This is a genomic window from Streptomyces gobitricini (assembly GCF_039532985.1).
GTDB classification, from domain to species: Bacteria; Actinomycetota; Actinomycetes; order Streptomycetales; family Streptomycetaceae; genus Streptomyces; species Streptomyces gobitricini.
Map to the genome: position 1 here is coordinate 227,216 of NZ_BAAASR010000027.1, position 26,753 is coordinate 253,968.

Consider the following 26,753-nt stretch of genomic DNA (forward strand, 5'->3'; position numbering starts at 1 on the left):
CATGACCACCCCTACGACGGCCACCACGGCCAAGGCTCCGGCTCCCGGCGAAACCGTCCTCGACGCCCGCGGCGTGACCATGCGCTTCGGCGGCCTCACCGCCGTACGCTCGGTCGACCTCACGGTGAAGAGCGGTGAGATCGTCGGCCTCATCGGACCCAACGGCGCCGGCAAGACCACCTTCTTCAACTGCCTCACCGGCCTTTACATCCCCACCGAGGGAGAAGTCCGGTACAAGGGCCGGGTCCTGCCGCCCAAGTCCTTCAAGGTGACCGCCGCCGGTATCGCCCGGACGTTCCAGAACATCCGGCTCTTCAGCAACATGACCGTGCTGGAGAACGTCCTCGTCGGCCGCCACACCCGCACCAAGGAAGGCCTCTGGTCCGCCCTCCTCCGCGGCCCCGGCTTCCACAAGGCCGAAGCCGCCTCCCGCGCCCGCGCCACCGAGCTCCTGGAGTTCGTCGGCCTCGGCGCCAAGGCCGACCACCTCGCGCGCAACCTCCCCTACGGCGAGCAGCGCAAGCTCGAGATCGCCCGCGCACTCGCCAGCGAGCCCGGCCTGCTGCTCCTCGACGAGCCCACCGCCGGCATGAACCCGCAGGAGACCCGCGCCACCGAGGAACTGGTCTTCGCCATCCGGGACATGGGCATCGCCATCCTCGTCATCGAGCACGACATGCGGTTCATCATGAACCTCTGCGACCGGGTCGCGGTGCTCGTCCAGGGCGAGAAGCTCATCGAGGGCGACGGCCAGACCGTCCAGCGCGACGAACGCGTCATCGCCGCCTACCTCGGCGAACCCTTCGAGGGAGAGCCCGGCGAGGCGGAGGCCGCGGAAGTCGCCGCTGCCGAAGCCGCCTCCGAAGAGGCCTCCCAAGGGGCCGGCGCCGAAGCGGACGCCGACGACGCCCCGGAGGCGGACGCCGCCGACGCGGACGACACCACCCGCACGGACGCCGGGGCATCCGACGACACCGGTACCTCGGACGACGCCGACCGCGACGCCGGCCGCGACGGCGACACCGACCGCACCACCGCCCCGACCACCGCCGCCGAAGCCCCGGGCGACTCGGGTTCCGGCAAGGAGAACGACTCATGACCGCCCTGCTCGAAGTCGAGGACCTGCGCGTCGCCTACGGCAAGATCGAAGCCGTCAAGGGCATCTCCTTCACCGTCGACGCGGGGGAAGTCGTCACCCTCATCGGCACCAACGGCGCCGGCAAGACCACCACCCTGCGCACCCTCTCCGGGCTGCTCAAGCCGGTCGGCGGCCAGGTGAAGTTCGACGGCAAGCCGCTGAGGAAGTACCCCGCCCACAAGATCGTCTCCTTCGGGCTCGCCCACTCCCCCGAGGGGCGGCACATCTTCCCCCGCATGACGATCGAGGACAACCTCCGCCTCGGCGCCTTCCTCCGCAGCGACCGGACGGGCATCGAGAAGGACATCCAGCGCGCCTACGACCTCTTCCCCATCCTGGGTGAACGCCGCAAGCAGGCCGCCGGCACCCTCTCGGGCGGTGAACAGCAGATGCTCGCCATGGGTCGCGCCCTGATGTCCCAGCCCAAGCTGCTCATGCTCGACGAGCCCTCCATGGGCCTCTCCCCGATCATGATGCAGAAGATCATGGCGACCATCGCCGAGCTCAAGGCCCAGGGCACCACCATCCTGCTCGTCGAGCAGAACGCCCAGGCCGCGCTCTCGCTCGCCGACCAGGCCCATGTGATGGAGATCGGCAAGATCGTCCTCTCGGGCTCCGGACGGGACCTCCTGCACGACGAGTCCGTCCGCAAGGCCTACCTCGGCGAGGACTGAGCCGTACGCACGAGGAGGGCCCGCCCGGTGACGGGCGGGCCCTCCTCGTGCACGGGGAACTACTGGCCCTTCGCGGCCTTCTTCTCCTCGGCGTCCTCGATGACGGCCTCCGCCACCTGCTGCATCGACATCCGCCGGTCCATCGACGTCTTCTGGATCCACCGGAACGCCGCCGGCTCCGACAGCCCGTACTGCGTCTGCAGGATGCTCTTCGCCCGGTCCACCAGCTTCCGTGTCTCCAGCCGCTGCGAGAGGTCCGCGACCTCCTTCTCCAGCGCCTTCAGCTCCGCGAACCGGGACACCGCCATCTCGATGGCCGGTACGACGTCGCTCTTGCTGAACGGCTTCACCAGGTACGCCATGGCCCCGGCGTCCCGCGCCCGCTCGACCAGGTCGCGCTGCGAGAACGCGGTCAGCATCAGCACGGGCGCGATGGACTCACCGGCGATCTTCTCGGCGGCGGAGATCCCGTCCAGGACGGGCATCTTCACGTCCAGGATCACCAGGTCCGGCCGGTGCTCCCGGGCCAGCTCGACGGCGCGGGCACCGTCACCGGCCTCGCCGACGACCGAGTAGCCCTCTTCCTCGAGCATCTCTTTGAGGTCGAGGCGGATGAGTGCCTCGTCCTCGGCGATGACGACACGGGTCGTCAGCGGCGGGACGTGCGACGTGTCGTCGTCGGCGGCGTCGGGCTGGGGCGACTCGGGGGCGGTCACGTGGGCTCCTCGTTCCAAGGCAGGTACAGCTCCCCATGAGCCTACCTAGCTGTCAGGGATCATGGGCACCGGGTAGACTCCGACGAGCGACCTCCTGCCGGGTTGGTGGAAGGGCATACACGGATGTCTCAAACACATCTGCCCGAAAGGGCTTGCGGGTTCGAATCCCGCACCCGGCACCAAGAGCTTGAAGCGGATGTTCTCATTCTCGTGAACATCCGCTTTTTGCTGCCCGTCGTGATGTTCGCTCACTCAGAGTTGCCGTATGAACTTTCACGGCACAGCAGTGCGACAGAAGGCCCTCACCCTGCTGCGCGGCGGCGCCCGGAACGCGGACGTGGCACGAGAGCTGGATGTGCCGCCCGGCACGGTGTCCTATTGGCTGCACATGGACCGGGCCAAGCGTGGGGAGTGTCCCGACAAGCACACCCCTGCCTGCCCGCGGTGTGAAGGAGGGCTGGACCACGCCGCATACGCCTACCTCCTGGGCCTCTACCTCGGCGACGGCCACATCATCCAGAACCGAGCGATGAGAGTCCCCAGTCTGTCGGTCGCCTGCGCGGGCACGTGGCCCGGCTTGCTCGAGGAATGCGTGCGCGCAATGCGATCCGTGCTCCCCGGCAACTCGGTGTCGAAGGTGCGGAGGAAGGGATGTCAGGAGCTGAAGATCTACTCCCGACACCTGTGGTGCCTCTTCCCTCAGCACGGCCCGGGCAGGAAGCACGAGCGCCGTATCGTGCTCGAGGACTGGCAGCGGGAGATCGTCGCAGAGCATCCCTGGGAGTTCGTCCGGGGGCTCGTCCACTCCGACGGTTGCCGGGTCACGAACTGGACCACGCGCCTCGTGGGCGGGGAGCGGAGGCGGTACGAGTATCCGCGGTACTTCTTCACCAACGTGTCGGACGACATCCGGCGACTGTTCACCGACACCCTCGACACGCTCGGTGTCGAGTGGACGCAGTGCGCCCGCGGCGGGAATCCGTACAACATCTCGGTCGCCCGACGCGCGTCCGTGGGGTTGATGGACGCGCACGTCGGGCCGAAGTACTGAGCGGGTTACGCCAGGGGTTCGCCGATGTGGTGGACGCGGACGAGGTTGGTGGAGCCGGAGACGCCCGGTGGGGAGCCGGCGGTGATGATGACCACGTCGCCCTTGCGGCAGCGGCCGATCTCCAGCAGGTGCTCGTCCACCTGGGCCACCATCGCGTCCGTGGAGTCGACGTGCGGGCCCAGGAAGGTTTCCACGCCCCAGGTGAGGTTGAGCTGGGAGCGGGTGGCGGGGTCGGGGGTGAAGGCGAGGAGCGGGATCGGGGAACGGTAGCGGGAGAGGCGGCGGACGGTGTCTCCGGACTGGGTGAAGGCGACGAGGTACTTGGCGCCGAGGAAGTCACCCATCTCCGCGGCGGCGCGGGCGACGGCGCCGCCCTGGGTGCGGGGCTTGCTGCGTTCGGTGAGGGGCGGGAGGCCCTTGGCGAGGACGTCCTCCTCGGCCGCTTCGACGATGCGGCTCATGGTGCGGACGGTTTCGATGGGGAAGCGGCCGACGCTGGTCTCGCCGGAGAGCATGACGGCGTCGGTGCCGTCGATGACGGCGTTGGCGACGTCGCTGGCCTCGGCGCGGGTGGGGCGGGGGTTGTCGATCATCGAGTCGAGCATCTGGGTGGCGACGATGACCGGTTTGGCGTTGCGCTTGGCGAGCTTGATGGCGCGCTTCTGGACGATGGGGACCTGCTCGAGGGGCATCTCGACGCCGAGGTCGCCGCGGGCGACCATGATGCCGTCGAAGGCGGCGACGATGTCGTCGATGTTCTCGACGGCCTGTGGCTTCTCGATCTTCGCGATGACGGGTACGCGGCGGCCCTCCTCGTCCATGACACGGTGGACGTCCTCGATGTCGCGTCCGCCGCGTACGAAGGAGAGGGCGATGATGTCGGCGCCGGTGCGCAGCGCCCACCGGAGGTCTTCGACGTCCTTGTCGGAGAGGGCGGGGACGGAGACGGCGACGCCCGGCAGGTTGAGGCCCTTGTTGTCGGAGACCATGCCGCCCTCGACGACGGTGGTGCGGACGCGGGGGCCGTCGACGGCGGTGACCTCGAGGGTGACACGGCCGTCGTCGACGAGGATGCGCTCGCCGGGGGTGACGTCGGCGGCGAGGCCGTCGTAGGTGGTGCCACAGGTGTGGCGGTCGCCTTGGACGCCGGGTTCGACGGTGATGGTGAAGTCGTCGCCGCGTTCAAGCAGTACGGGTCCTTCGTGGAAGCGTCCGAGGCGGATCTTCGGGCCTTGAAGGTCGGCGAGGATGCCGACGCTCCGGCCGGTTTCGTCGGAGGCCTTGCGTACGTGCTGGTAGCGCTCCTCGTGGTCGGCGTAGGTGCCGTGGCTGAGATTGAAGCGGGCGACGTCCATTCCCGCTTCGACCAGCGTCTTGATCTGGTCGTATGAGTCGGTGGCTGGGCCCAGGGTGCAGACGATTTTGGCTCGGCGCATGGTTCGAGCCTATGGCTTACCGGCCGGTAGAGATTTGGTCCCACATGACTACTCAACAACCTTTGTGTGAAGCCCTATTGACAAGTGTTGAATTGTGCGGGGGCATGCTCCGATGAGCGTCAGAGCTGGGGCGGGTGCATGGTGAACCGGGCGTTGACCTGTGCGGTGACGGTCTGGCGCTGGGGTTCGAGGTCGAGCGGTGGAGCGGCTGATTCCGCCGGCTCGGCGGCGGCGAAGGCCATGCGGGCGCCGCCGACGGCGGGAGAGAGGTGGGGGGTCGCGTTCTCGGCGCCGAGGTCGGCGAGTTCCACCAGGGCGGCGAGCCGGGTGCCGAGGGCCTGGGCGTATTCGCGGGCGCGCTGGACGGCTTCCTGGACGGCCAGGCGGCGGGCCTCGCCGTGGGCGGGCGAGTCGGGGCGCAGCGCCCACCAGGGGCCGTCGACGCGGGTGAGTTCGAGGTCGGCGAGGCGGGTGGTGAGTTCGCCGAGGGCGGTGAAGTCGGTGAGCTCGGCGGTGATGTGGACGCTGCCGTGGTAGGCGCGGACCCGTTCGGCGCGGCCGTGGCGGCCGAGTTCGGGGCTGATGGAGAACGCTCCGGTGCGGAGGTTCTCGACGGCGTCGCCGTAGCTTCTGATGAGGTCGAGGACGGTGGTGTTGCGGCGGGTGAGGTCGTCGAGGGCCGCGCGCCGGTCGGTGCCGCGGGCGGCGACGGTGATGCCGATGCGGGCGATCTCGGGGTCGACTTCGAGGTGGGCCTCGCCGCGTACGGCGACGCGGGGGTTCTGGGGGGTGCCGTAGGGGAGGTCGCTGGACTGTGTCATCGCCGGTCGGTCCCTTCGCTCGGGGGTTCCACTCTTCCGTAGGTGGTCACCGGATCGAAACCTGGAGGGGCTGTTGCGAGGGGCGTGTCTGCGCCAGAATCTACGCGCGTCATGCACTGGACGAAGGAGATCACATGCCGCTGAATCGTAGGACTTTCCTGGGCACTTCGGCCGTGGCCGGCGCCGGGGCGGCTGTCGCCGGGGCGGTCGGCGGCACGCCCGCGGCCGCGGCGCCCCGGGCCAGGCGGTACTCCTTCACCGTCATGGGCACCACGGACCTGCACGGCAACGTCTTCAACTGGGACTACTTCACGGACAGGGAGTTCGACGACAGGGCGCGCAACGACGTCGGCCTGGCGAAGATCTCCACGCTGGTGGAGCGGGTGCGGAAGGAGAAGGGGCGCCGGAACACGCTGCTGATCGACGCGGGCGACACGATCCAGGGCACCCAGCTCTCGTACTACTACGCCAAGGTCGACCCGATCACGGCCGAGCGCGGCCCGGTGCACCCGATGGCGCAGGCGATGAACGCGATCGGGTACGACGCCGCGGCGCTCGGGAACCACGAGTTCAACTACGGCATACCGGTGCTGCGGAAGTTCCAGCAGCAGTGCGACTTCCCGCTGCTGGGGGCCAACGCGCTGGACGCGAGGACGCTGCGGCCGGCGTTCCCCCCGTACAGCATGCACCGGCTGTGCACGCCGCACGGCCGGGATGTGCGGGTGGCCGTCCTCGGGCTGACGAACCCGGGCATCGCCATCTGGGACAAGGCGAACGTCAGCGGGAAGATGGTGTTCCCGGGGCTGGAGGAGCAGGCCGCGAAGTGGGTGCCGAAGCTGCGTTCGATGGGCGCAGACGTGGTGATCGTGTCGGCGCACTCGGGGTCGAGCGGTACGTCGTCGTACGGCGACCAGCTCCCGTACATCGAGAACGCGGCCGGTCTGGTGGCGGAGCAGGTGCCGGGCATCGACGCGATCCTGGTGGGGCACGCGCACACGGAGATCCCCGAGTACCGGGTCGCCAACAAGGAGACGGGCAAGGACGTCGTGCTGTCCGAGCCACTGAAGTGGGGACAACGGCTGACGCTCTTCGACTTCGACCTGGTGTGGTCGAAGGGGCGCTGGACGGTGGAGAAGGTCGGCGCGCGGGTGCTGAACTCCAACACGGTCGAGGAGGACCCGGAGATCGTCAGGCTGCTGGGTGACGAGCACGAGAAGGTCGTGGCGTACGTCAACCAGGTCATCGGCACGTCGACCGCCGTGATGTCCACGGCCGACGCGCCCTGGAAGGACGAGCCGATCATCGACCTGATCAACCACGTGCAGGCCGAGACGGTGAAGGCGGCGCTGGCGGGCGGGGAGTACGCGTCGCTTCCGGTGCTGTCTCAGGCGTCGTGCTTCTCCCGGACGGCGGGGATCCCGGCCGGTGAGGTCACGATCCGGGACGCGGCGGGGCTGTATCCGTTCGAGAACACCCTGGAGGCGCGGCTGCTGACGGGTGCCCAGCTGAAGGACTACCTGGAGTTCTCGGCGCGGTACTACGTGCTGACCCCGGCGGGTGCGCCGGTGGACCCGGCGAAGCTGACGAACGCGGGTGGGACGCCGGACTACAACTACGACGCCGTGTACGGGCTGTCGTACGAGATCGACATCGCGAAGCCGGCCGGGTCGCGGATCGTGAACCTGTCGTTCGAGGGCAAGCCGCTGGATCCGGCCGCGCGGTTCGTGCTGGCGGTGAACAACTACCGGGCGTCCGGGGGCGGTGCGTTCCCGCACGTGGCGACGGCGAAGCAGCTGTGGACGGACTCGGACGAGATCCGGAACACGATCATCCAGTGGGTGAAGGCGCAGGGGACGGTCGACCCGGGCCGGTTCGCGTCGGTGGACTGGAAGCTGACCCGGGACGGTGTGCCGGTGTTCTAGCGGTTGAGGTGCCGTACGGGCCGAGGCGTCTGGCTGGGAATGCCGGGCGCCTCTTGCCGTTCGAGGCCGAAGGTGGTGAAGGCGGTGCGGCGCGGGAGCGGGTAGGGCTCCTTGCCCGTGAGGTGGTTGAGGATGGTGGCGCTCCGCCAGGCGGCGAGGCCGAGGTCCGGTGCGCCGACGCCGTGGGTGTGGGTCTCGGCGTTCTGTACGTAGAGGGAGCCGGTGACCGAGGGGTCGAGGACGAGCCGGTGGTGGGCGTCGACGCGGGGGCGGTCCTGGGAGTCGCGGCGCATATAGGGCTCGAGTCCGGCGAGGATGCGGCCGAGGGGGCGTTCACGGTAGCCGGTGGCGAGGACGACGGCGTCGGTGGTGAGGCGGGACCGGGTGCCCTGCTGGATGTGTTCGAGGTGGAGTTCGACCTTGGTGGTGGCGAGCCGGCCGGCGGTGCGGACGCGGACGCCGGGGGTGAGGACGGCGTCGGGCCAGCCGCCGTGGAGGGTGCGGCGGTAGAGCTCGTCGTGGATGGCGGCGATGGTGTCGGCGTCGATGGCTTTGTGGAGCTGCCATTGGCGGGGGACCAGGTCGCCGCGTACCTGTTCGGGGAGGGCGTGGAAGTAGCGGGTGTAGTCGGGGGTGAAGTGTTCGAGGCCGAGTTTGGAGTACTCCATGGGGGCGAAGGCCTCGGTGCGGGTGAGCCAGTGGATCTTCTCGGCGCCGGTGGGGCGGGTGCGGAGGAGGTCGAGGAAGATCTCGGCGCCGGACTGGCCGGAGCCGATGACGGTGACGTGCTCGGCGGCGAGGAGACGTTCGCGGTGGTGGAGGTAGTCGGCTGAGTGGATGACGGGGACGGCCGGTTGCTCGGTAAGGGGGCGCAGGGGTTCGGGGATGTGGGGTTCGGTGCCGACGCCGAGGGCGATGTGGCGGGTGTGGGTGCGGCCGAGGGCTTCGGGCTCTCCATGGGCGTCGAGCCGGGTGTAGTCGACTTCGAACAGGTCGCGTTCGGGGTTCCAGCGGACGGCGTCGGCCCGGTGGGCGAAGTGGAGGCCCGGGAGCTGGTCGCTGACCCAGCGGCAGTAGGCGTCGTACTCGGTGCGGTGGGTGTGGAACCGCTCGGCGAAGTAGAAGGGGTAGAGGCGGTCGCGGCCGCGCAGGTAGTTGAGGAACGACCACGGGCTGGTGGGGTCGGCGAGGGTGACGAGGTCGGCGAGGAAGGGAACCTGGAGCGTCGTGCCGTCGATGAGTTGTCCGGGGTGCCACTGGAAGGTGGGGCGCTGCTCGTAGAAGGCGGTGGCGAGGCCTCCGGGGACGCCGTGGGCGAGGGCGGCGAGGGAGAGGTTGAACGGGCCGATGCCGATGCCCACCAGGTCGTGGGGCTGGTCGGGGTCGCGCTGGGGTGTGCTGCCGGTCATCGGGTGGTGGTGCCTTCCACGAGTGCGGTGAGTGCGAGGAGTTCTCGGAGGTCGTCGGGGGTGGTGTGGGGGTTGAGGAGGGTGGCCTTGAACCAGAGGCGCCCGTCGGCGTGCGCGCGGCCGAGGACGGCGTGACCATGGGTGAGGAGGTCGCGGCGGGCTTCGGCGACGGCGTGGTCGGTGGCACCGCAGGGGCGGAAGAGGACGGTGCTGAGGGTGGGGGGTTCGTAGAGGTCGAGGCGGGGGTCCGTCTCGATCAGGTCGGCGAGTTGCCGTGCGCCGGCGCAGACGCGGTCGACGAGGTGGCCGAGGCCGGTGCGGCCGAGGGCGCGGAGGGTGACGGCGATCTTGAGGATGTCGGGGCGGCGGCTGGTGCGGAAGGAGCGGCCGAGGAGGTCGGGGAGGCCGGCGCGGGTGTCGTCGTCGGCGTTGAGGTAGGGCGCGGTGTGGTTCAGGGCGTCGAGCAGTGTGGTGTCGGGTACGGCGAGGAGGCCGGCGGCGACCGGTTGCCAGCCGAGTTTGTGCAGGTCGAGGGTGACGGTGCGGGCCCGGTCGAGGCCGGTGAGGAGGTGGCGGCGGGTCTCGCTGAACAGGAGCGGGCCGCCGTACGCGGCGTCGATGTGGAGGATGGCGCCGTGCTTGTCGCACAGGTCGGCGATCTCGGGGAGGGGGTCGATGCCGCCGGTGTCGGTGGTGCCGGCGGTGGCGGTGACGAGGAGGGGCCCGCGGAGGTCGGTGAGGACGGCGGCGAGGGCGGTGAGGTCGATCGTGCCGCCGGGTGCGGGGACGGTGACGGGTTCGGGGAGGCCCAGCAGCCAGGCGGCGCGGTGGATGGAGTGGTGGGCGTTGGCGCCGCAGACCGTCTGGAGGGTGGGGCCGTGGTGTTCGCGGGCGAGGAGCAGCGCGAGCTGGTTGGACTCGGTACCGCCGGTGGTGACGAGGGCGTCGGGGTCGGGCCCGGTGGGGTGCGTCTCGGTGGCGATGGCGCGGGTGACGAGCGCTTCGAGCGCGGAGGCGGCGGGGGCCTGGTCCCAGGAGTCGAGGGACGGGTTGAGCGCGGAGGCGGCGAGGTCGGCCGCGGCGGCCAGCGCGAGCGGCGGGGTGTGGAGGTGGGCGACGCAGTGCGGGTGGGCGGGGTCGGCGGCACCCCGGGCGACGGCGGCGACGAGGGTGCGGAGGGCTTCCTCGGCGCCGGTCCCCGTGTCGGGCAGGACGTCCGCGAGCCGGTCACGCCGGTGGGCCGTCACGTCCTGCGGTCCGCCGTGGTGGGCGGCACCGTCGCGCAGGGCGTCGCGCAGGTGGGCGGTCACGTCCTGCGGTCCGCCCGGCGGCACCGGCCCGCCCCGGGCGACGGCACCGTCGCGCAGGGCGTCGAGCACGGTGCCGAGGAGCGGCCGCAGCGCGTCGGCGCCTCCGGGGCCTCCGGCGAGGGGCGGCGCGGTCCACGAGGTGGTGCTCCACGGGCTGCTGCTCATGCTGCCAGCGTGACCCGCCACGCCGAAGCGCGGTTGCGGGGCGGGGCGATCGCAACCCGAAAGGGGGACGAGGGGGTGGCGGGGTGCGCAGGACGTGCTATGGGGCGGTGCGGTGGGCTCCCGGGGAAGGTGGGACGCCGCGGGGTGGTGCGGTGGCCGGCCGGGGCGGCGGCGGTGGCGGGTGGGGCGCGTGGCCCTTCCGGGCGCCTGGCTCTTGCGGGCGCGTGGCTCTTTCCGGGCGCCTGGCCCTTGCGGAGTGGACGCGCCACGGGGCCGGCGGCTTGGGCGCGGCGGTGTGGCCCGGCTTTCGCCGCCGGCCCCTGCGGGGCGGCCAACCGTGGCCCCGTACGGATCCGTATGGTCCCGCAAGGGCCTCCGCCCGGCCCCGCCCGGGCCGATGGCCGGCTGGCGGCCGGGACGGGGCGGGGCGGGCGAGGTGGGGCGGGGCCCGGGGTCAGGCCTTGCGGACCGCCAGCGCGCGCCGCAGGTCGTCGACCTGGTCGATGAGCTTGCGGCGGAGGGCCGGGAGGAGGTTGTCCGACGCCAGGTGCTGTTCGGCGAGGCGGAGGTGCGCGGCGTCGACGGCGTGGACGGGGAAGGCGTAGCGGCCGGCCGCTTCCGCGATGGCGGGACCCCGGCGGTCGGCCAGGGCGGTCGCGTCGGGGTAGAAGCGGGGCACGTACTCCCGTACCAGCTCGGCCTGTTCGGGTTGCCAGAACCCCTGGGCGGTGGCGGTGAACAGGTAGTTGGAGAGGCTGTCGGAGGCGAACATGCGCTCCCAGGCCGCGGCCTTCGCCTCGGCTGTGGGCAGGGCGGCGCGGCAGCGGGCGGCGCCCTCCTCTCCGGTGGCACTGGCGTCCCGGTCGAGTTCGGCGGCGATGGCGGCCTCGTCGGTGGCGCCGAGGACGGCGAGCCGGCCCAGGACGCGCCAGCGCAGCTCGGGGTCGAGTTCGGGGCCGCCCGGGACGCCGCCCTCGTCGAGCCAGCCCTGGAGGGTGCCGGTCCGGTCGGTGGCGTCGATGTGGTGGCGTACGGCGGTGAGGCGCAGGCCCGGGTCCCTGCCGTCCTCGGTACGGCGGATGAGGTCGCGGGCGAGGTCGGTGATCAGGGCGAGGGCGGCGGGGCGGCCCTCGGCGGTGACGTACCGGTCGGCGATGTGGGTGGAGGCGAAGCCGAGGACGCCCTGGACGATCGCGAGGTCGCTCTCCTCCGGAAGGTGGGCGCGGGCGGCCTCGAGGTAGGCGACGGGCTCGAGTTCGCCGTCGCGAACCATGTCGCGCAGGCAGTTCCACACGACGGCCCGGGTGAGGGCGCCGGGGATGCCGGAGAGGGTACGCAGGGCGCGTTCCTCGGAGTGCTCGTCGAGGCGGATCTTGGCGTAGGTGTGGTCGCCGTCGTTGAGGACGACCAGTGCCGGGCGGGGGCCGGGGAGGTTCGCCGGGGTGTCCTGCGGGACGTCGATCTCCAGGCGGTGGCGGAGGACGAGGCGTCTGCCGTCGGCGAGGTCGGGGTCGTAGACGGCGGCGGTGATGCGGTGGGGCCGGCTGCCGGCGCGGGTGACGGTGAGGGTGCCGGTGGCCTGGTCGTACGCCGGGGTGAGCGTGTCGACGCCGGTGGTGCGCAGCCAGGTCGCGGCCCAGCCGTGGACGTCCCGCTCGGTGGCGGAGGCGAGGTTGTCGATGAAGTCGGCGAGGGTGGCGTTGGCGAACTTGTGGCGGGCGAAGTGGGCGTTGATGCCGGCGAGGAACTCCTTCTCCCCCATCCAGGCGACGAGCTGGCGGAGCGCGGATGCGCCCTTGGCGTAGGAGATGCCGTCGAAGTTGAGCATCGCGGAGGCGGTGTCGGGGACGGCGTCGGGGTCGGGGGCGACGGGGTGGGTGGAGGGGCGCTGGTCGGCGTCGTACCCCCAGGCCTTGCGGGCGACGCCGAAGTCGGTCCAGGTGTCGGGGTAGCGGCTGGTGGCCTCGTTGACGATCTGGTAGCCCATGTATTCGGCGAAGGACTCGTTGAGCCAGATGTCGTCCCACCACTTGAGGGTGACGAGGTCGCCGAACCACATGTGAGCCATCTCGTGTGCGATGACCATGGCGCGGGTCTGGCGTTCGGTGACGGTGACGGCGGAGCGGTAGACGAACTCGTCGCGGAAGGTGACGAGGCCGGGGTTCTCCATGGCGCCCGCGTTGAACTCGGGGACGAACGCCTGGTCGTAGGAGTCGAAGGGGTAGGGCTCGTCGAACTTCTCGTGGTACCGGTCGAAGCACTGCCGGGTGACGTCGAGGATCTCGTCGGCGTCGGCGTCGAGGTACGGGGCGAGGGAGCGGCGGCAGTGGATGCCGAAGGGCAGGCCGGCGTGCTCGGTGCGGACGGAGTGCCAGGGGCCGGCGGCGACGGCGACGAGGTAGGTGGAGATGAGGGGGGTGGGGGCGGCCTGCCAGTGCCCGTCGCCCTGGTGGGTGGTGATGCCGTTGGCGAGGACGGTCCAGCGGTCGGGGGCGGTGACGGAGACGTCGAAGACGGCCTTGAGGTCGGGCTGGTCGAAGGCGGCGAAGACCCGCTGGACGTCCTCCATGAACAGCTGGGTGTAGACGTAGGTCTCGCCGTCGCTGGGGTCGGTGAAGCGGTGCATGCCCTCGCCGGTGCGGGAGTAGCGCATGGCGGCGTCGACGCGGAGGGTGTGCTCGCCCTCGGTGAGGGTGAGGGGCAGCCGGTTGTCGACGAGGGTCTCCGGGTCGACGGGCGAGTCGTCGAGGGTGACGGAGCGCAGGACGGCCGGCTTCAGCTCGACGAAGGTGTTCCCGCCGGTACGGGCGGTGAAGTGGATGACGGTGCTGGAGTCGAACGTCTCGTCGCCGGTCGTCAGGTCGAGGCCGACGGTGTACCGGTGGACGTCGAGGAGCCGGGCTCGGGTCTGCGCTTCGTCGCGCGTCAGTACGGGCATGAGGGCCATGCTGCCCGATGGGGTGGGGGCGGGGCACGGGGGTTCGTCTCACGGCTGATCGGGTGGCGGGGCCGGTGCCCGGTCGCCGGCCGCCGGGAGCGGTCCCGCCGGGGCCCGGCCGAGGGCCTGGCGCGCGTGCCCGTCGCCGTCTCTCGCGGTCGGTCGGGGGTTGGTGAGGTCCGGTCGGGGGCACGCGGGGGGCCTCGCCGTCCGGTCGTGGGGCCGGCGGGCGGGGGCCGTCGTGAGTCCGGTTGGCCCGGTCGCGAGCCCGGCGGGCGCCCGGCGTCATCCGGTCGAGGGTCCGGCGGGGGCCGGGGCGCGGGTCCGGGCGCGGGGCCGGGTCAGGTGGTTCGCGCACCGCCCGCGATGGTCTCGTGGTGGCGGATCACCTCGGCGATGATGAAGTTCAGCAGTTTCTCCGCGAACGCCGGGTCGAGGTTGGCGCTCTCCGCGAGCTGGCGCAGCCGGGCGATCTGGCGGGCCTCGCGGGCCGGGTCGGCCGGGGGCAGGTGGTGGCGGGCCTTGAGGTGGCCGACCTGCTGGGTGCACTTGAAGCGCTCGGCCAGCATGTGGACGACCGCCGCGTCGATGTTGTCGATGCTTTCGCGCAGCCGGTTCAGCTCGGCGCGTACGGAGTCCTCGGTCTCGCTGGTGCTCATGGGGAGCGAGCTTAGACGTGTCCCGTGACGATCGTCGGTGGGTGTTCGGCATCCGGGATCCGGGTGCTCCAGCCGCCCGGTACGGCGCGGCCCTGCTGCTCGCGGAAGCGGACGGGGGCGGTACCGACCCGGCGGGCGAACAGGCGGGAGAAGTACGCGGGGTCGTCGTAGCCCACGCGGCGCGCGATCGCGGCGACCGGCAGCTCGGTGCCGGCGAGGAGCTCCTTGGCCCGGCCCAGCCGGATGCCGAGCAGGTAGTCCTTGGGGCTGCAGCCCGCGCCGCGGCGTACCGCGGCGCGCAGCTCGGCGGGGGTCATCCCGTGCCGGGCGGCGTGCTCGGCGACCGACAGGGGCCGGAAGGCGTCGCGGGCGAGAGCCTCCAGTACGAGGTCACCGTCGGCGTTGGTGTCGGCGCGGGTGCGGCGCAGGGTGACGAGCAGTTCGTGGACGGCGGCGGAGGTCTCGACCTCCAGGAGGGCGTTGCCTCGCCGGGCGGCCCGTGCGACGCGGCCGATGACGGAGCGGGCGGGGCCGGCGTCGGCGAGGGGGACGACGGGGCGGTCGGGCTCGACGTAACCGAGTTCGGTGTACGTGGCGGTGACCGGTCCGGTGAAGTCGACGAAGCCCTCGTCCCAGCCGGTGGCCGGGTCGGGCGCGTAGTGGTGCGGGACGCCGGGGGTGAGCCAGAGGAGGGCGGGCGCGGTCACGTCGGCGCGTCGCCCGTCGGGGAACCGGTACCAGCCGCCGCCCGCGCTGATCACCACGGCGACGTGGTGGTCGAGGGTGCGGGGGCCGACCGTGGGGAGGGCGCCGTGCTGGAGCCCGACGCCGAGGCAGACGAGACCGAGCCGCTGGTGCAGCGGGCCGGGTGAGAAGAAGCGCATCCAGGTGTGGTACATCCTTCGGCCTCCCCGGGAAATCGTTCCGGCGCTCTCGCGTCCAAACAGCGCCGATCTTTGTCCATGGACCCGCCGGCCGCCAGAGGGCGACAGTTGGTCGCGGTACGGGGCCGGGAGACGGGCCGGGAGACGGGTGGGTTCGTTGGCGGAGTTCACGGTGGGTGAGCGGGAGTTCCTGATGGACGGCAGGCCGGTGCGGCTGCTGTCGGGGGCGTTGCACTACTTCCGGGTGCACGAGGAGCAGTGGGAGCACCGGCTGGCGATGCTGCGCGCGATGGGCCTGAACTGCGTGGAGACGTACGTCCCGTGGAATCTGCACGAACCGGGTCCGGGACGCTACCGGGACGTGGCCGCGCTGGGGCGTTTCCTGGACGCGGTGCGGGCGGCGGGGCTGTGGGCGATCGTGCGGCCGGGCCCGTACATCTGCGCGGAGTGGGAGAACGGGGGGTTGCCGCACTGGCTGACGGGGCGGGTGGGGCGGCGGGTGCGGACGGATGACCCGGAGTACCTGGGGCACGTCAGCCGCTGGTTCCGCACGCTGCTGCCGCAGGTGGTGGCGCGGCAGATCGACCGGGGCGGCCCGGTGATCATGGTGCAGGCGGAGAACGAGTACGGGAGTTACGGCTCCGACCCGGGGTATCTGCGGTACGTCGCGGATCTGCTGGTGGGGTGCGGGGTGAGCGTGCCGCTGTGCACCTCGGACGGGCCCGAGGACCACATGCTGACGGGTGGGTCGATCCCGGGGGTGCTGGCCACCGTGAACTTCGGGTCGGGGGCGCGGGCGGCGTTCGAGGTACTGCGGCGGCACCGGGCTCGGGGGCCGTTGATGTGCATGGAGTTCTGGTGCGGCTGGTTCACCCACTGGGGCGACGCGCACGCGGCGCGGGACGCGGAGGACGCGGCGGCGGCGCTGGCGGAGGTCCTGGAGTGCGGGGCCTCGCTCAACGTCTACATGGCGCACGGGGGGACGAACTTCGGCGGGTGGGCGGGGGCGAACCGGTCCGGCGCGCTGCACGACGGGCCGCTGGAGGCGACGGTGACCTCGTACGACTACGACGCGCCGGTCGACGAGGCGGGGCTGCCGACGGCGAAGTTCTGGGCGTTCCGGGAGGTGCTGGCGGCGTACGCGGCGGACCCGCTGCCGCCGGTTCCGGCGCCGCCGCCGCGGCTGGCGCGCGGGGTGGGGGCGGCGGCGTGCGGGTGGGTCCCGTTGGACGGCGTGCTGGAGGCGCTGGGCGACGAGGAGCGGTACGGGCCGGTGCCGCCGTCCTTCGAGGAGCTGGGGGTGGACCGGGGGCTGGTCCGTTACCGGCTGGAGGTTCCGGGGCCGCGCCTGCCGCGTCCGCTGTCGGTGGTGGGGCTGCGGGACCTGGCGGTGGTGTACGTGGACGGGGTGCGGGCGGGGGTGCTGGAGGGGGAGGACGCGGTGCTGGCGGAGCCGGTGGCGGGCCCGGCGGTGGTGGAGTTGTGGGTGGAGTCGCTGGGGCGGGTCAACTACGGGCCGCGGCTCGGGGAGAGCAAGGGCGTCACGGGCGGGGTGCTGCACGAGCGCCAGTACGTGCACGGGGTGCGGGCGCGGGGGCTGCGGGTGGACGCGTTCACGGCGGGCGGGGTGGGGAAGGTGCCGTTCGGGCCGGTGCCGCGGGAGGGGGTGCCGGGGCTGTACCGGGTGGTCGTGGGGGTAGCCGGTGCGGGGGACGCGGTGCTGGAGCTGCCCGGCTGGACGCGGGGGTTCGTGTGGGTGAACGGGTTCTGCCTGGGGCGGTTCTGGGGGGTGGGGCCGCAGCAGTCGCTGTTCGTGCCGGGGCCCGTGCTGCGGGAGGGTACGAACGAGGTGTGGGTACTGGAGCTGGAGGGTGCCGGGGTCCGCGTACGCCTGGCGCGGCGGGAGGGGCAGGCCCCGCCGGGCCTGCCCCTCGCTGCTCGGCCGGGCGGTGCTAGAGAGTCGCGGCCGCGGACTTGATGGCGGAGGCGAAGGTGGACACCTCGGTGTACACGCCGGGGTAGTCGGGGCGTGCGCAGCCCTGGCCCCAGCTGACGATGCCGACCTGTACCCAGGCACCGGCGTTGTCACGGCGGAACATGGGGCCGCCGGAGTCGCCCTGGCAGGTGTCGACGCCGCCCTGGGGGTAGCCGGCGCAGATCTCCTCACCGGGGACGAGGTCGGAGCCGTAGGACTGCCGGCAACTGGCGTCCGAGACGAACGGCACGGTGGCCTTGCGCAGGTAGCGCTGCTGACCGCCGCCTTCGCGGGCGGCGCCCCAGCCGGCGACGGTGAAGGTGCCGCTGTTGTAGGCCGTGTTGGTGGCGATGTTCAGGGTGGGCAGGTTGATCGGACGGGCGAGCTTGATCAGGGCCCAGTCCTTGCCCTTGCCGTTGTAGCCGGGCGCCTGGAGGACCTTGGTGGAGCGGACCTTGATGGCGGCGGTGCTCTGGAGGTCCACGACACCGGCGGTGGCGGTGATGCTGGTGTTGTTGCCGGAGCCGCTGACGCAGTGGGCGGCGGTCAGCACGATCTGCTGGGTGAGCAGGGAACCGCCACAGCCCATGGAGAGCCTGACCATCCAGGGGTACTCGCCCTGTGCGGCCTGGGTGCCGCCGACGATCGGCTGGGGAGCCGCGAAGGCGCTGGTGGGCTGGAGGCTGACGGCGGCGAGGGCGACGGCACCGGCCGCGGCACATCTCTTGAGGGTGCGAAGAAGAGTGGACAACTGTCTGCCTTTCGTGGGGGGTTGATCCGTGCGCGCGTGACGGGACCATGCCGGAAGGCAGCTCGATGACACTCAATGACATGCGCCCGTCAAAGCGTGTTCCGGATTATCCGGAGGCGGCCGGAGGGACCACAAGGCGGCGTTTTCGGCCACCACCCGCCCCCCTGGCCCCCTCTCCCCCGGCCCGCGCGCGGGCCCTACAGTGGAGGAAGGTCGACGTCGCACATGGGGGCAGGGGCGTGGCGAACGGCAGTGAGGTCGTGCACGGCTACCCGCACCTCGACACCGTGCGGGCGGCGATCACGGCCCTGTACCGGCGGCTGAGCCGGGAGGGGCTGTACGCGTACGCCGCCAGTGTCGCCCCCGCCGACGTGTCCTTCGCCGAGGGCGACGACCTCCACCTGGGCGCGCAGCGGGTGGCCCACGCCCTGGTGCAGCAGCTGCGGCTGCCGGACGCGCGGATGATCGTCAGCTTCCGGGGGATGACCCACGCGGCCAGCGTCGAACTGGCGGCCGGGCCGGAGTACTTCATCGAGCTGAACGACCGGTTCCGTACGCATCGCCGGGACATCGGGGCGGCCCTCGCGCACGAGATCACCCACGTACTGCTGCACCGGCTCGGGCTGAGCTTCGCCGGGACGCGGGACAACGAGATCCTCACGGACACGGTGACGACGTACCTCGGCGCCGGCTGGCTGCTGCTGGACGCGTACCGCGAGGACGGGGTGACGAGCCAGAAGCTCGGCTACCTGACCCCGGAGGAGTTCGGGTACGTGCTGGCCAAGCGGGCGCTGGCGTTCGGGGAGGACCCCTCGCCGTGGTTCACCAGCCCGCAGGCGTACACCGCCTACACCGACGGCCGGGACGTGGCACTGCACGACGCACGGCAGCCACCGCTGACGGCGGCGGGGTGGGCGGGCCGGCACCGTTACGCGCAGGACCGCCGCCACGCGCGGGACCATCCCGGGGCCACCACCGGACTGCCGTACGCCTTCGAGGGCGGCGGCCCGGACACCGGACTGCGGGTCTCCTTCCCGTGCCCCACCTGTCACCAGCGCATCCGGATCCCGGTGCGGGGGCGGGTCCGGGCCCGGTGCGGGCTGTGCCGGACGGTGCTGGAATGCGATACATGACTGGGACGCGACACATAAGACCCCTTGGACGATATCCACTTGGCGGCCGGGGGGCGCGCGGGTGAAGGTCGGACCATGACCAAGGACATGGAGGACCTCTTCGAAGCCGTCCACGGCGACGACGAGGACGCGGTGGTCCGGCTGCTGCGGGCGGGCGTCCCGGCCTCGACGGCCGACGACGAGGGGCGGACCGCCCTCTACGCGGCCGCGGTGAGCGGTCACGCGGGGATCGTCCGGCTGCTGCTAGCCGCCGGCGCGGACCCCGGGCACGCGAGCGGCGAGGGTGCCGGGGAGCTGCCGCTGTGCGGCGCCGCGTGCAACGGCCACACCGGGGTGGTGCGGGCCCTGCTCGCGGCCGGGGCGCGGGCGGACCAGCGCGAGGAGTTCGGGTTCACCGCGCTGGCGTGGGCGGTGCGCCAGGGGCACACCGGCACCGTGGAGGCCCTGCTGGAGTACGGGGCCGACCCCGGGCTGCCCGGGCCGGAACCCGGCCACGAGCCGCCGCTCGTCGCGGCCGCGCGGCGCGGCTCCCCCTCGGTGGTGCGGGCACTGCTGGAGCGCGGCGCGCCCGGCCTGGACGAAGCCCTGCGCGAGGCCCGGCGGTGGGCCGGGACGGACGTCGCGGAGGCGCTGCGGCGGGACCTGGCCGAGGCGTACGGGCCGGACGGGTACGAGGTCGTGACCCGTCGGGTGCCGGAGGACGGCGGGGTGACCGTGGTGGTGGAGCTGCTGCGGGACGGTGTGCCGGGCGCGGGCGCCGAGCAGCAGACCGGCCACGCGGCGATCGCCACGCTCCTGGAGGACGCGCTGGGCGTCCGCGCCGACCCGGAGGAACTGGCCGGGCGGGCCCTGCGCTGCGGCGACCCCGGGCAGGACGACTGGACCGAGGCGGTGCGGGCGCTGAGCGGGCGCGGCGACGAGGCGACGTTGGAGGCGGCGCTCGGCTGGGCCGCGAGCGACGACCCCCTGCGCCAGGCGTTCGCCGCGGACGTGCTCGGCGGGCTCGGCGTCGGCGCGGAGCGGGCCCTGCCGGTCCTGCGGGAGGTGGCGCGGGCCGCACGGCACGCCGGACCGGTGACGGCCGCGGTGGGCGCGCTCGGACGGCTCGGCGACCCGGCCGCACTGCCCGAGATCCTGCGGCACGCCGCGGACGTCGACCCCGGCGTACGGCGCGGTGTCGCCGTCGCGCTCACCGGGCTGGTGCCCGCCGGCCACCGGGAGGGCGTGGAGGTGCTGATCGGGCTGAGCCGCGACGCGGTCCCGTGGGTGCGCGACTGGGCGACCCTGGCGCTCGCGGAGGTGCCGGACGACTCCCCCGCGCTGCGGGAGGCGCTGGCCGCCCGGTTGGACGACCCCGACCCCGGCACGGCCGCCGAGGCCGCCCGGGGTCTGGCGAAGCGCCGTGACGACCGTGCTCCGGAGGCGCTGGCGCGCATCCTGGGCAGCGAGGCGCCGGGGAGTCCGGCGCGCGGTGTCGCCGAGGCGGCCCTGGCCCACGTACGGGACGAGCGCGACCGGCGCCGCCTGGAGCACATCCTGCCGCGCCGCCGCTGACCGCCGCCCCCGGCGCCGGCACGGCGGGCCGTCCCGGGCCGGGGGCCGGCGAAGCCGCGGTGTGCCGTCCGGGCGGGGTCAGCGAAGCCGGAGCGTACCCGGCGCCCGTTCGTCGATGATCTCCACGAGTTCGTCGAAGAGGGCCGGTCCGAGGGCGCGGCGCGAGGCGTCGTGATCGCGCCACTCGATGACGAAGTCACCGTCCTCCGGCGTGCCGAAGCCGCCGCTCAGGCAGTCCGCGAACGCGTCGCGGTTGTCGCCGAAGTACCCGCCGGGGCCGTTCACGGCCTCTCCGACGGCCCGCCAGAAGCCGTCGGGTCCGGCGACCCGGCGGCCCTCGATGACGTACACGGTCGTCATGGTGGTGTCCGGTTCAGCAGCCGTGGTCGACGCGGTCGAAGGACGCGTAGTGGTCGGCGGTGTAGTAGTCCTCCCGCTCGGTGTCGCCGGTGACGATGCGGCGGGCGCCCCGGGTGGTGGAGCCGGGGGTGATGACCGTGAACTCGTGGTAGTAGCCGGTCGTCCGGCTCGGCAGGATGCCTTCGCGGTTCTGGAAGACCGTGCCGTCCTGGCGGAAGGGGTAGGGACCGCCGGCCTCGATGAGGTCGAGGGTGTCGTGCGCCTGCGAGGGCAGCCGCGAGTAGCAGACGCTCCCCACCGCGGTGATGGCGGCCGGGGCTGCGGAGACGGCGGGGACGGCCGGGACAGCGGTGGCCGGTCCGGCGAACAGGGTGGACAGCAGCGCCACGGCGCCGCCGAGCAGGGTGAACCGCGGGGGGATTCTCATACGCCGATGATGACGCGTGTAGACGTGGGCACGTCAACGTCAAGTCGCCTGAATTCCCCGGACGTTGACGTGCCCGTCACTTACGGGGCGAGAAGGTGAACGTCTCCCCCGGCGCCGTCCGGGGGCGCGGAGCCGGGGGTCCTCGGCCAGACGAAGCCGAAGCCGGTGGCGCGCACCACGAGAGGCCGCGGGCCGCCGTGCGGGGCGCCCACGCCCCGGCTCTTCAGACCGTGCAGGAAGAACGGGAGGCCCACCGCCCACAGCACCACCGCCGTGGTCACGCCCGCCGACAGGAAGGTGCCGAGGCCGGAGACGTGGAGTGTGGGCCGCAGCCCCGTGCTGAACCAGGACACCAGCCACAGCACCAGCGCGCCGGCGGCCACGGAGCCCACGGCGAGGAAGGGAAGGGCTCCGAACATCACCCGGCGCGGATACGGCCACCCCAGGTCGTGGGAGGCCGTCGATGAGGGGGTACGGGGCGGTCGCCTCGTTCGCCCTCGCGATCCCAGCGGGCCGTTCTCCGGGCCGGAGGGGACGGGCGTGGTGGTCGCCCCCTCCGCCTGAGGGCCCGCCGCGCCGAGGACTCGCGGGGTGCGAGGAGCCGGATCGAGCGCGTGGTGCCGTCCGGGGCGCGGCGGCTGGCCGGGGCCTGAACGGCGTGAGGGCCCGGAACGCCGCGCGTCGCGGTGTTCCGGGCCCTGCCGTGCCGGGCGGGGGTGCCGCTAGGCGGCGGTGCGGCGACCGCCGCGGCCCGAGCCGCCCGAGCGGCCGGTGCCGGACGTGCGTCCGGTGCTCCCCGAGCGTCCCGCCCCGGACGTGCGGGCCGCGCCGGTGCCCGAGGCACGGCGGCGGGGAGCGCCCGCCTGAGCGCCGGCGCCGGTGGCGGTGGCGGTGGCGGTGGTCGCGGCGGCGCCGCCGGTGCCCTGGCCGCTGCGGCGGGGACGGCGCCGACGGCCGGTCTTGCCGTCGCCCTGCGCGGCGGGCCGGGCCGGTTCCGGGACCTCGATGGTGACCGGTATGCCGGACGGCTCGCGGGCGCCGGTGACCCGGGCCAGTTCCTCGTCGGAGGACTTCACGCGAGCGCTGCGCGGCGTGATGCCCGCGTGGGACATCAGCCGACTCATGTCGCGCTTCTGCTCGGGCAGCACGAGGGTGACCACGCTGCCGGACTCGCCCGCGCGGGCGGTGCGGCCGCCTCGGTGCAGGTAGTCCTTGTGGTCGGTCGGCGGATCGACGTTCACGACGAGGTCGAGGTCGTCGACGTGAATGCCACGAGCCGCCACGTTGGTGGCCACCAGTGCGGTGACCTGGCCGGTCTTGAACTGGTCCAGGGTCCGGTTGCGCTGCGGCTGCGAGCGGCCGCCGTGCAGGCCGGCGGCCCGTACGCCACTGGCGAGGAGCCGCTTGACCAGCCGGTCCACGGAGCGCTTGGTGTCCAGGAAGAGGATCACCCGGCCGTCGCGGGCCGCGATACGGGCGGTGACGGCCTTCTTGTCGGTCTCGTCCGCGACGTACAGGACGTGGTGCTCCATGGTGGAGACCGCGCCGGCCGACGGGTCGACGGAGTGGACGACCGGGTCGGTGAGGAACATCCGCACCAGCCGGTCGATGTTCTTGTCGAGCGTGGCGGAGAACAACATCCGCTGGCCGTCCGGCTCGACCTGCTTCAGCAGCGCGGTGACCTGGGGAAGGAAGCCCATGTCGGCCATCTGGTCGGCCTCGTCCAGGACGGTGACCGACACCTGGTCCAGCCGGCAGTCGCCGCGCTCGATCAGGTCCTTGAGGCGACCGGGGGTGGCGACGAGGATCTCGGCGCCGCGGCGCAGCGCGCCCGCCTGCCGGCTGATCGACATGCCGCCGACGACGGTGGCGATCCGCAGTTGCACGGAGGTCGCGTACGGGGTGAGGGCGTCGGTCACCTGCTGCGCGAGCTCGCGCGTGGGGACCAGGACCATCCCGAGCGGGGCCTTCGGCTCGGCGCGCCGGCCGGCCGTGCGGGCGAGCAGGGCGAGGCCGAAGGCGAGGGTCTTGCCGGAACCGGTGCGGCCGCGGCCGAGGATGTCACGGCCCGCCAGGGAGTTCGGCAGGGTCGCGGCCTGGATCGGGAACGGCTCGGTGACGCCCTGGGCGGTGAGCGTCTTGAGGAGGGCGGCCGGCATGTCGAGGTCGTCGAAGGCCTCGACCGGGGGCAGCGCGGGCGTGGCGGTTTCCGGCAGGGCGAAGTCGCGCGGAGCCGCGATCGGGGCCCGGCTGCCCGTGGCGCGGGCGGGCGCGTTGCCGTTTCCGGCCGTCCTGCCGTTCCCGGAGCGCGCGGGATTCGCGTTGCCGGTCCTCGCGGGGCGCTTACGGGCGGGGCGTTCGGGTCGAGTCGTTGTCATACATTTGCCTTCCTTGGCCTGAGCACAGCGCAAGCCGGGACCCGCACCTCGACTGCATGGTGCGGGTCCCGGCTGCGAGATACCGGTGCTGCGTATCCGGTGATCAGGCGGGGAGGATGTTCTCCGCCTGCGGGCCCTTCTGGCCCTGCGTGACGTCGAAGGTCACCTTCTGGCCTTCCTGGAGCTCACGGAAGCCCGAGGTGGCGATGTTGGAGTAGTGGGCGAAGACGTCGGCGCCGCCGCCGTCCTGCTCGATGAAGCCGAAGCCCTTTTCCGAGTTGAACCACTTCACGGTACCGGTGGCCATAATTATCTCCTGATGGTGTCGGGGCCCCATCCGGAGAAAGCCGGTAAAACAATAATGCGCCTGAGGAACATTCCCGTCAGGCGCACATAAAGTTCATGGGTACCAAAACTGCAACGTGGACAACCGTAGCACACCATCCTCGCGCCCCAGCCGCAACAGGGCACGCCGTGGGTCGTCGGCGCCTTCCGCCGATGAGGTGGAGCGGCCGCGGCGCGTCCGCCTTCCCGGACCGAACGTCACCGCCCCCCCGTGTCCGTACCGCTGCCCGGGCCGGGCGGTGACGCGCGGCGAGCCGTCCTCGCGCGGCGGGTCTCAGAACGCGAGGGAGGGGTTGTACGGGTTGAAGCCGGTGTACCGGGTCTCGCAGTGGTCGGGTGTGCCCGCCACCCGGCGACACAGGGTCATCGTGACGCTCTTGATGCCGCTCGGGTCCGTGGCCCGGAGGTTTTGGAAGTCGGCGGTCGTGCCGCAGCCGCGGGTGTTGTGCTTGTCGTCCGACGCGAGAGTGGTGCCGGAGCCCGTCCGGATGGTGAGGGTGGCGTAGACCGAGCGGTCGTCGCACGTCTGGTCGGCGACGGTGAGCGTGCCGCCCTGGAAGGAGTTCCGGTCGACCCAGGTCAGCTGGATCCGGCTGCGGTCGCCCCAGCTGGTGGTGATGTCACCGCTGGACGTGGACGCCCAGCCCGGCCCGGCGGCCGCGAGGGTGAGCGCGGCGGTCGTGGCGGCGACGGTGAAAGCTGCACGGCGCATATGAGTGTCTCCTGTCCGGTGGCCGTCCCCGAGGTGCAGCACTACCCGCCGCCGGCGGCCCTTCACGACGGTCGGGGCACAATCACACGGCCGGCTCAGCCCGTTCGGCGGAGCGTGACGAGCGCCGCGTACCCGTCCGTGCGTACCGTGGTCTGCCGGGCCGCGCACAACACCGCGTCGTAGCGCCCCAGTTCCACGCCCGCCGCCTCCGCCGGCCCGTCCAGGGCGACGACGAGCACCGTCGCGTCCGGCGGGACCGCCACGGCCCGCCCGCCCCGTACGACCGTGACGGCCGCCGCGACCGCCCCGCGCCGGTGCATGACGTTGAGGTTGACGACCGGTCCGGCGCGGAGCCGCCCGCCGGTGGGGACGTCGCCGGGGAAGTGCCGCGGGGCGTACCGCTCGGCGCACAGGTGCCGCCCGTCGACGTCGAGGTCCATGCCCGTGCCGTCGACGACCGTCAGGATCCGCTCCGTACCGGGGAACGCGGAGAACGGCCCGTCGGCGTGGACGTCGGCGAGGCTGACCCGCCAGTCGAAGCCCTCCATGCCCGCGTCCTCGGGCAGGGCGGCGATCTCCCGCGTGACGCCACCGCCGTTCTTCCACGGCACGGCCGTCCGGTCGGCCGCCCGCAGCACGCGCGCCGCCGTCATCGCACGATGCCCCGGGCGCGGGCGGCGGCGAGCCAGGCGGGGAACTCGGCGACCAGCCGGTCGTACAGCTCGTCATCGGGGACGCCGCGCGGGTCGGTACCCGCGTGGAAGAAGCCCGCGTTGTCGACGCAGCGCCTGGCGGGTACGGCCAGCTCGTCGAGCTTGCGGAGGAATTCGAACTGGCGACTGGCCGGGTCGCCGAAGCCGATGAACTGCCAGAAGAGCGGGAGCCTCGCGGCCCTGCACAGATGGCCCTCGGCAGCGGCCCTGCTGCTCGGTCCGCCGTCCGTCTGGAAGACGACGAGGGCCGGGTCGGTCGCCCCGCTGTCCAGGTAGTGGTCGATGACCGCGTCCATGGCGAGGTGGTAGTTGGTCCTGCCCATGTGGCCGAGGTTCGCCACGATCCGCTCGATCCGGCCCTGGTGGTCGGAGAGGGCGATCTCCGTCTCGGCGTCGACGTCCGTCGAGAAGAAGACCACCGGGACGCGCCCGTCGTCGTCGAGGTTCGCCGACAGACCCAGCACCCGGTCGGCGAGCGCCTGGACGCTGCCGTCCTTGTAGTACGGCCTCATCGACCCGGAGTGGTCGACGACCAGGTAGACGGCGGCGCGCTCGCCGCTCAGCCCGTGCTTGCGCAGCGAGACCCCCGCGCTCTTGTAGAGGTCGACCAGGGCGGGCGCGGTCTCTTCGAGCTTCTGCAGGCTGATCGGCATACGGCGAGACTATGCGACCGCCGCGGTTCCTCTCCGAGTGCCGAGACGGCGGACGCCGGGCACGGACCCGTTCAACTCCCCGGCCGGGACCGGTACATGCCCCTCGTGTGCCAGAGCCCGCCCGTCAGACCGCCCTTGTGCGTGTGGCCGCCGGAGGGTGGGTGCCGACGGCGGGTTCCCCCAGGCGTGCCGGGCTGTCCGGGACCGTGAGGAGTGGTCGCGGGCCGCGCACCGGCGGGGCGCACGCGGCGTACGCGCACGGCGCGCACTCGGCGCGCGTACGGACGCCACCCGCATCACCCGCGCCGGAAAAGGCGCAGCGCCTGCCGAAGGTCCGGTCGGGGACACGGCAGGCGCTGCTGTGTTCCGCACGCCGTTGTACGGGACGTATGAGGGGTGCCCGGGCCGCTGGAGCGGGCGGGCCGGCACGGCCGGCTGCCCCCGACTGTACCCCGCGCGGCGGCCCCTGCCCGCCATGGGCCCGCGGGAGCGGCCTCCGCCGGCCCGTCGGCGGGCGCCCACGGGGCTCGGCGCGCCCGCGGGCGGTCCCCGGCGACGGTGCGGAGCCGGGCGGGGTGCCTTACCGGGGCGGTGACCCGGGCGCCGGAGTTCCGGTGCCGGATCGGCGG

Annotated in this window: 24 protein-coding genes and 1 tRNA gene; 8 read left to right on the forward strand and 17 right to left on the reverse strand. The window is 72.7% G+C overall.

The window, feature by feature from the left end:
• Nucleotide 1: 1 nt before the first annotated feature.
• Together ABD347_RS24205 and ABD347_RS24210 are read left to right on the forward strand one after the other, a co-directional pair.
• Nucleotides 2-1,099, forward strand: a complete 1,098-nt coding sequence (locus ABD347_RS24205; RefSeq protein ID WP_344364940.1) for an ABC transporter ATP-binding protein — start codon at nt 2-4, stop codon at nt 1,097-1,099.
• Nucleotides 1,096-1,812 (forward strand): ABC transporter ATP-binding protein, encoded by a 717-nt coding sequence (locus tag ABD347_RS24210; RefSeq protein WP_064073040.1) that lies wholly within the window; start codon nt 1,096-1,098, stop codon nt 1,810-1,812. Before ABD347_RS24205 ends, ABD347_RS24210 begins: the two co-directional genes overlap by 4 nt.
• A gap of 59 nt (nt 1,813-1,871) precedes the next feature.
• On the opposite strand, the gene ABD347_RS24215 is transcribed toward ABD347_RS24210, so the two are convergent.
• Nucleotides 1,872-2,528 carry an ANTAR domain-containing response regulator gene (locus ABD347_RS24215; protein WP_344364943.1) on the reverse strand — a complete coding sequence of 219 codons (657 nt, stop codon included), beginning with the start codon at nt 2,526-2,528 and terminating at the stop codon, nt 1,872-1,874.
• Nucleotides 2,529-2,624: 96 nt separating this feature from the next.
• On the opposite strand from ABD347_RS24215, the gene ABD347_RS24220 reads away from it, so the two are divergent.
• Together ABD347_RS24220 and ABD347_RS24225 are read left to right on the forward strand one after the other, a co-directional pair.
• A tRNA-Leu gene (locus ABD347_RS24220) sits at nt 2,625-2,710 on the forward strand.
• A gap of 83 nt (nt 2,711-2,793) precedes the next feature.
• The gene (locus ABD347_RS24225) at nt 2,794-3,579 is read left to right on the forward strand and encodes a helix-turn-helix domain-containing protein (RefSeq protein WP_344364945.1); all 786 of its coding nucleotides are present in this window, start codon (nt 2,794-2,796) and stop codon (nt 3,577-3,579) included.
• A 5-nt stretch (nt 3,580-3,584) separates the two neighbouring features.
• On the opposite strand, the gene pyk is transcribed toward ABD347_RS24225, so the two are convergent.
• Together pyk and ABD347_RS24235 are read right to left on the reverse strand one after the other, a co-directional pair.
• Nucleotides 3,585-5,015 carry a pyruvate kinase gene (gene pyk, locus ABD347_RS24230; protein WP_344364947.1) on the reverse strand — a complete coding sequence of 477 codons (1,431 nt, stop codon included), beginning with the start codon at nt 5,013-5,015 and terminating at the stop codon, nt 3,585-3,587.
• A 119-nt stretch (nt 5,016-5,134) separates the two neighbouring features.
• Complete coding sequence (locus tag ABD347_RS24235) at nt 5,135-5,836, reverse strand: SIMPL domain-containing protein (protein ID WP_344364949.1); 702 nt, start codon at nt 5,834-5,836, stop codon at nt 5,135-5,137.
• Nucleotides 5,837-5,970: 134 nt separating this feature from the next.
• On the opposite strand from ABD347_RS24235, the gene ABD347_RS24240 reads away from it, so the two are divergent.
• Entirely contained in the window at nt 5,971-7,758 is a 1,788-nt protein-coding gene (locus ABD347_RS24240; RefSeq protein WP_344364951.1) for a bifunctional metallophosphatase/5'-nucleotidase, read from the forward strand.
• On the opposite strand, the gene ABD347_RS24245 is transcribed toward ABD347_RS24240, so the two are convergent.
• The 5 genes from ABD347_RS24245 to ABD347_RS24265 form a co-directional block, all read right to left on the reverse strand.
• Complete coding sequence (locus ABD347_RS24245; protein WP_344364953.1) at nt 7,755-9,167, reverse strand: lysine N(6)-hydroxylase/L-ornithine N(5)-oxygenase family protein; 1,413 nt, start codon at nt 9,165-9,167, stop codon at nt 7,755-7,757. The two genes, ABD347_RS24240 and ABD347_RS24245, sit on opposite strands and share 4 nt — an antisense overlap.
• Complete coding sequence (locus ABD347_RS24250; RefSeq protein ID WP_344364955.1) at nt 9,164-10,642, reverse strand: pyridoxal phosphate-dependent decarboxylase family protein; 1,479 nt, start codon at nt 10,640-10,642, stop codon at nt 9,164-9,166. The genes ABD347_RS24245 and ABD347_RS24250 overlap by 4 nt, the downstream gene beginning before the upstream one ends.
• A 454-nt stretch (nt 10,643-11,096) precedes the next feature.
• On the reverse strand, nt 11,097-13,580 hold the full coding sequence (gene pepN, locus ABD347_RS24255; protein WP_344364958.1) for an aminopeptidase N: 2,484 nt from the start codon (nt 13,578-13,580) through the stop codon (nt 11,097-11,099).
• Between the two features lie 341 nt (nt 13,581-13,921).
• The gene (locus ABD347_RS24260) at nt 13,922-14,239 is read right to left on the reverse strand and encodes a chorismate mutase (RefSeq protein ID WP_344364960.1); all 318 of its coding nucleotides are present in this window, start codon (nt 14,237-14,239) and stop codon (nt 13,922-13,924) included.
• A gap of 11 nt (nt 14,240-14,250) precedes the next feature.
• Nucleotides 14,251-15,138, reverse strand: coding sequence for a helix-turn-helix domain-containing protein (locus ABD347_RS24265; protein ID WP_344364962.1), 888 nt, complete (start codon nt 15,136-15,138; stop codon nt 14,251-14,253).
• 142 nt (nt 15,139-15,280) lie between these two features.
• Here ABD347_RS24265 and ABD347_RS24270 point away from each other — a divergent pair, with 142 nt between their 5' ends.
• On the forward strand, nt 15,281-17,101 hold the full coding sequence (locus ABD347_RS24270; protein WP_344364964.1) for a glycoside hydrolase family 35 protein: 1,821 nt from the start codon (nt 15,281-15,283) through the stop codon (nt 17,099-17,101).
• Here ABD347_RS24270 and ABD347_RS24275 read toward each other — a convergent pair.
• On the reverse strand, nt 17,076-17,849 hold the full coding sequence (locus ABD347_RS24275) for a S1 family peptidase (RefSeq protein ID WP_344364966.1): 774 nt from the start codon (nt 17,847-17,849) through the stop codon (nt 17,076-17,078). The genes ABD347_RS24270 and ABD347_RS24275 overlap by 26 nt on opposite strands.
• Before the next feature lie 239 nt (nt 17,850-18,088).
• Here ABD347_RS24275 and ABD347_RS24280 point away from each other — a divergent pair, with 239 nt between their 5' ends.
• On the forward strand, nt 18,089-18,982 hold the full coding sequence (locus ABD347_RS24280; protein WP_344364967.1) for a hypothetical protein: 894 nt from the start codon (nt 18,089-18,091) through the stop codon (nt 18,980-18,982).
• A gap of 75 nt (nt 18,983-19,057) precedes the next feature.
• Nucleotides 19,058-20,536, forward strand: coding sequence for an ankyrin repeat domain-containing protein (locus ABD347_RS24285; RefSeq protein WP_344364969.1), 1,479 nt, complete (start codon nt 19,058-19,060; stop codon nt 20,534-20,536).
• Between the two features lie 78 nt (nt 20,537-20,614).
• Here ABD347_RS24285 and ABD347_RS24290 read toward each other — a convergent pair whose 3' ends face one another.
• From ABD347_RS24290 to ABD347_RS24325, 8 genes are all read right to left on the reverse strand, one after another.
• Nucleotides 20,615-20,896: a barstar family protein gene (locus ABD347_RS24290; protein ID WP_344364970.1), complete on the reverse strand. Its 282-nt coding sequence runs from the start codon at nt 20,894-20,896 to the stop codon at nt 20,615-20,617.
• 13 nt (nt 20,897-20,909) lie between these two features.
• Nucleotides 20,910-21,323: a guanyl-specific ribonuclease gene (locus ABD347_RS24295; protein WP_344364971.1), complete on the reverse strand. Its 414-nt coding sequence runs from the start codon at nt 21,321-21,323 to the stop codon at nt 20,910-20,912.
• Between the two features lie 80 nt (nt 21,324-21,403).
• Nucleotides 21,404-21,742, reverse strand: a complete 339-nt coding sequence (locus ABD347_RS24300) for a hypothetical protein (protein WP_344364972.1) — start codon at nt 21,740-21,742, stop codon at nt 21,404-21,406.
• Nucleotides 21,743-22,045: 303 nt separating this feature from the next.
• The gene (locus ABD347_RS24305) at nt 22,046-23,701 is read right to left on the reverse strand and encodes a DEAD/DEAH box helicase (RefSeq protein ID WP_344364974.1); all 1,656 of its coding nucleotides are present in this window, start codon (nt 23,699-23,701) and stop codon (nt 22,046-22,048) included.
• 103 nt (nt 23,702-23,804) lie between these two features.
• Complete coding sequence (locus ABD347_RS24310; RefSeq protein ID WP_005318814.1) at nt 23,805-24,008, reverse strand: cold-shock protein; 204 nt, start codon at nt 24,006-24,008, stop codon at nt 23,805-23,807.
• Nucleotides 24,009-24,320: 312 nt separating this feature from the next.
• A complete protein-coding gene (locus tag ABD347_RS24315; RefSeq protein ID WP_344364976.1) occupies nt 24,321-24,758 on the reverse strand; it encodes a hypothetical protein in 438 nt (145 codons plus the stop codon).
• A gap of 95 nt (nt 24,759-24,853) precedes the next feature.
• Complete coding sequence (locus ABD347_RS24320) at nt 24,854-25,411, reverse strand: HutD/Ves family protein (RefSeq protein ID WP_344364979.1); 558 nt, start codon at nt 25,409-25,411, stop codon at nt 24,854-24,856.
• Nucleotides 25,408-26,124: a VWA domain-containing protein gene (locus tag ABD347_RS24325; RefSeq protein ID WP_344364981.1), complete on the reverse strand. Its 717-nt coding sequence runs from the start codon at nt 26,122-26,124 to the stop codon at nt 25,408-25,410. Before ABD347_RS24325 ends, ABD347_RS24320 begins: the two co-directional genes overlap by 4 nt.
• Nucleotides 26,125-26,753: the final 629 nt, after the last annotated feature.

Excerpts from the sequence above, each read along its gene's own strand:
- ABD347_RS24205 (WP_344364940.1), top strand. The coding sequence starts at position 2 with ATGACCACCCCTACGACGGCCACCACGGCCAAGGCTCCGGCTCCCGGC.
- ABD347_RS24210 (WP_064073040.1), top strand. The coding sequence starts at position 1,096 with ATGACCGCCCTGCTCGAAGTCGAGGACCTGCGCGTCGCCTACGGCAAG.
- ABD347_RS24225 (WP_344364945.1), top strand. The coding sequence starts at position 2,794 with ATGAACTTTCACGGCACAGCAGTGCGACAGAAGGCCCTCACCCTGCTG.
- pyk (WP_344364947.1), bottom strand. The coding sequence starts at position 5,015 with ATGCGCCGAGCCAAAATCGTCTGCACCCTGGGCCCAGCCACCGACTCA.
- ABD347_RS24235 (WP_344364949.1), bottom strand. The coding sequence starts at position 5,836 with ATGACACAGTCCAGCGACCTCCCCTACGGCACCCCCCAGAACCCCCGC.
- ABD347_RS24240 (WP_344364951.1), top strand. The coding sequence starts at position 5,971 with ATGCCGCTGAATCGTAGGACTTTCCTGGGCACTTCGGCCGTGGCCGGC.
- ABD347_RS24245 (WP_344364953.1), bottom strand. The coding sequence starts at position 9,167 with ATGACCGGCAGCACACCCCAGCGCGACCCCGACCAGCCCCACGACCTG.
- ABD347_RS24250 (WP_344364955.1), bottom strand. The coding sequence starts at position 10,642 with ATGAGCAGCAGCCCGTGGAGCACCACCTCGTGGACCGCGCCGCCCCTC.
- pepN (WP_344364958.1), bottom strand. The coding sequence starts at position 13,580 with ATGCCCGTACTGACGCGCGACGAAGCGCAGACCCGAGCCCGGCTCCTC.
- ABD347_RS24260 (WP_344364960.1), bottom strand. The coding sequence starts at position 14,239 with ATGAGCACCAGCGAGACCGAGGACTCCGTACGCGCCGAGCTGAACCGG.
- ABD347_RS24265 (WP_344364962.1), bottom strand. The coding sequence starts at position 15,138 with ATGTACCACACCTGGATGCGCTTCTTCTCACCCGGCCCGCTGCACCAG.
- ABD347_RS24285 (WP_344364969.1), top strand. The coding sequence starts at position 19,058 with ATGACCAAGGACATGGAGGACCTCTTCGAAGCCGTCCACGGCGACGAC.
- ABD347_RS24290 (WP_344364970.1), bottom strand. The coding sequence starts at position 20,896 with ATGACGACCGTGTACGTCATCGAGGGCCGCCGGGTCGCCGGACCCGAC.
- ABD347_RS24295 (WP_344364971.1), bottom strand. The coding sequence starts at position 21,323 with ATGAGAATCCCCCCGCGGTTCACCCTGCTCGGCGGCGCCGTGGCGCTG.
- ABD347_RS24300 (WP_344364972.1), bottom strand. The coding sequence starts at position 21,742 with ATGTTCGGAGCCCTTCCCTTCCTCGCCGTGGGCTCCGTGGCCGCCGGC.
- ABD347_RS24305 (WP_344364974.1), bottom strand. The coding sequence starts at position 23,701 with ATGACAACGACTCGACCCGAACGCCCCGCCCGTAAGCGCCCCGCGAGG.
- ABD347_RS24310 (WP_005318814.1), bottom strand. The coding sequence starts at position 24,008 with ATGGCCACCGGTACCGTGAAGTGGTTCAACTCGGAAAAGGGCTTCGGC.
- ABD347_RS24315 (WP_344364976.1), bottom strand. The coding sequence starts at position 24,758 with ATGCGCCGTGCAGCTTTCACCGTCGCCGCCACGACCGCCGCGCTCACC.
- ABD347_RS24320 (WP_344364979.1), bottom strand. The coding sequence starts at position 25,411 with ATGACGGCGGCGCGCGTGCTGCGGGCGGCCGACCGGACGGCCGTGCCG.
- ABD347_RS24325 (WP_344364981.1), bottom strand. The coding sequence starts at position 26,124 with ATGCCGATCAGCCTGCAGAAGCTCGAAGAGACCGCGCCCGCCCTGGTC.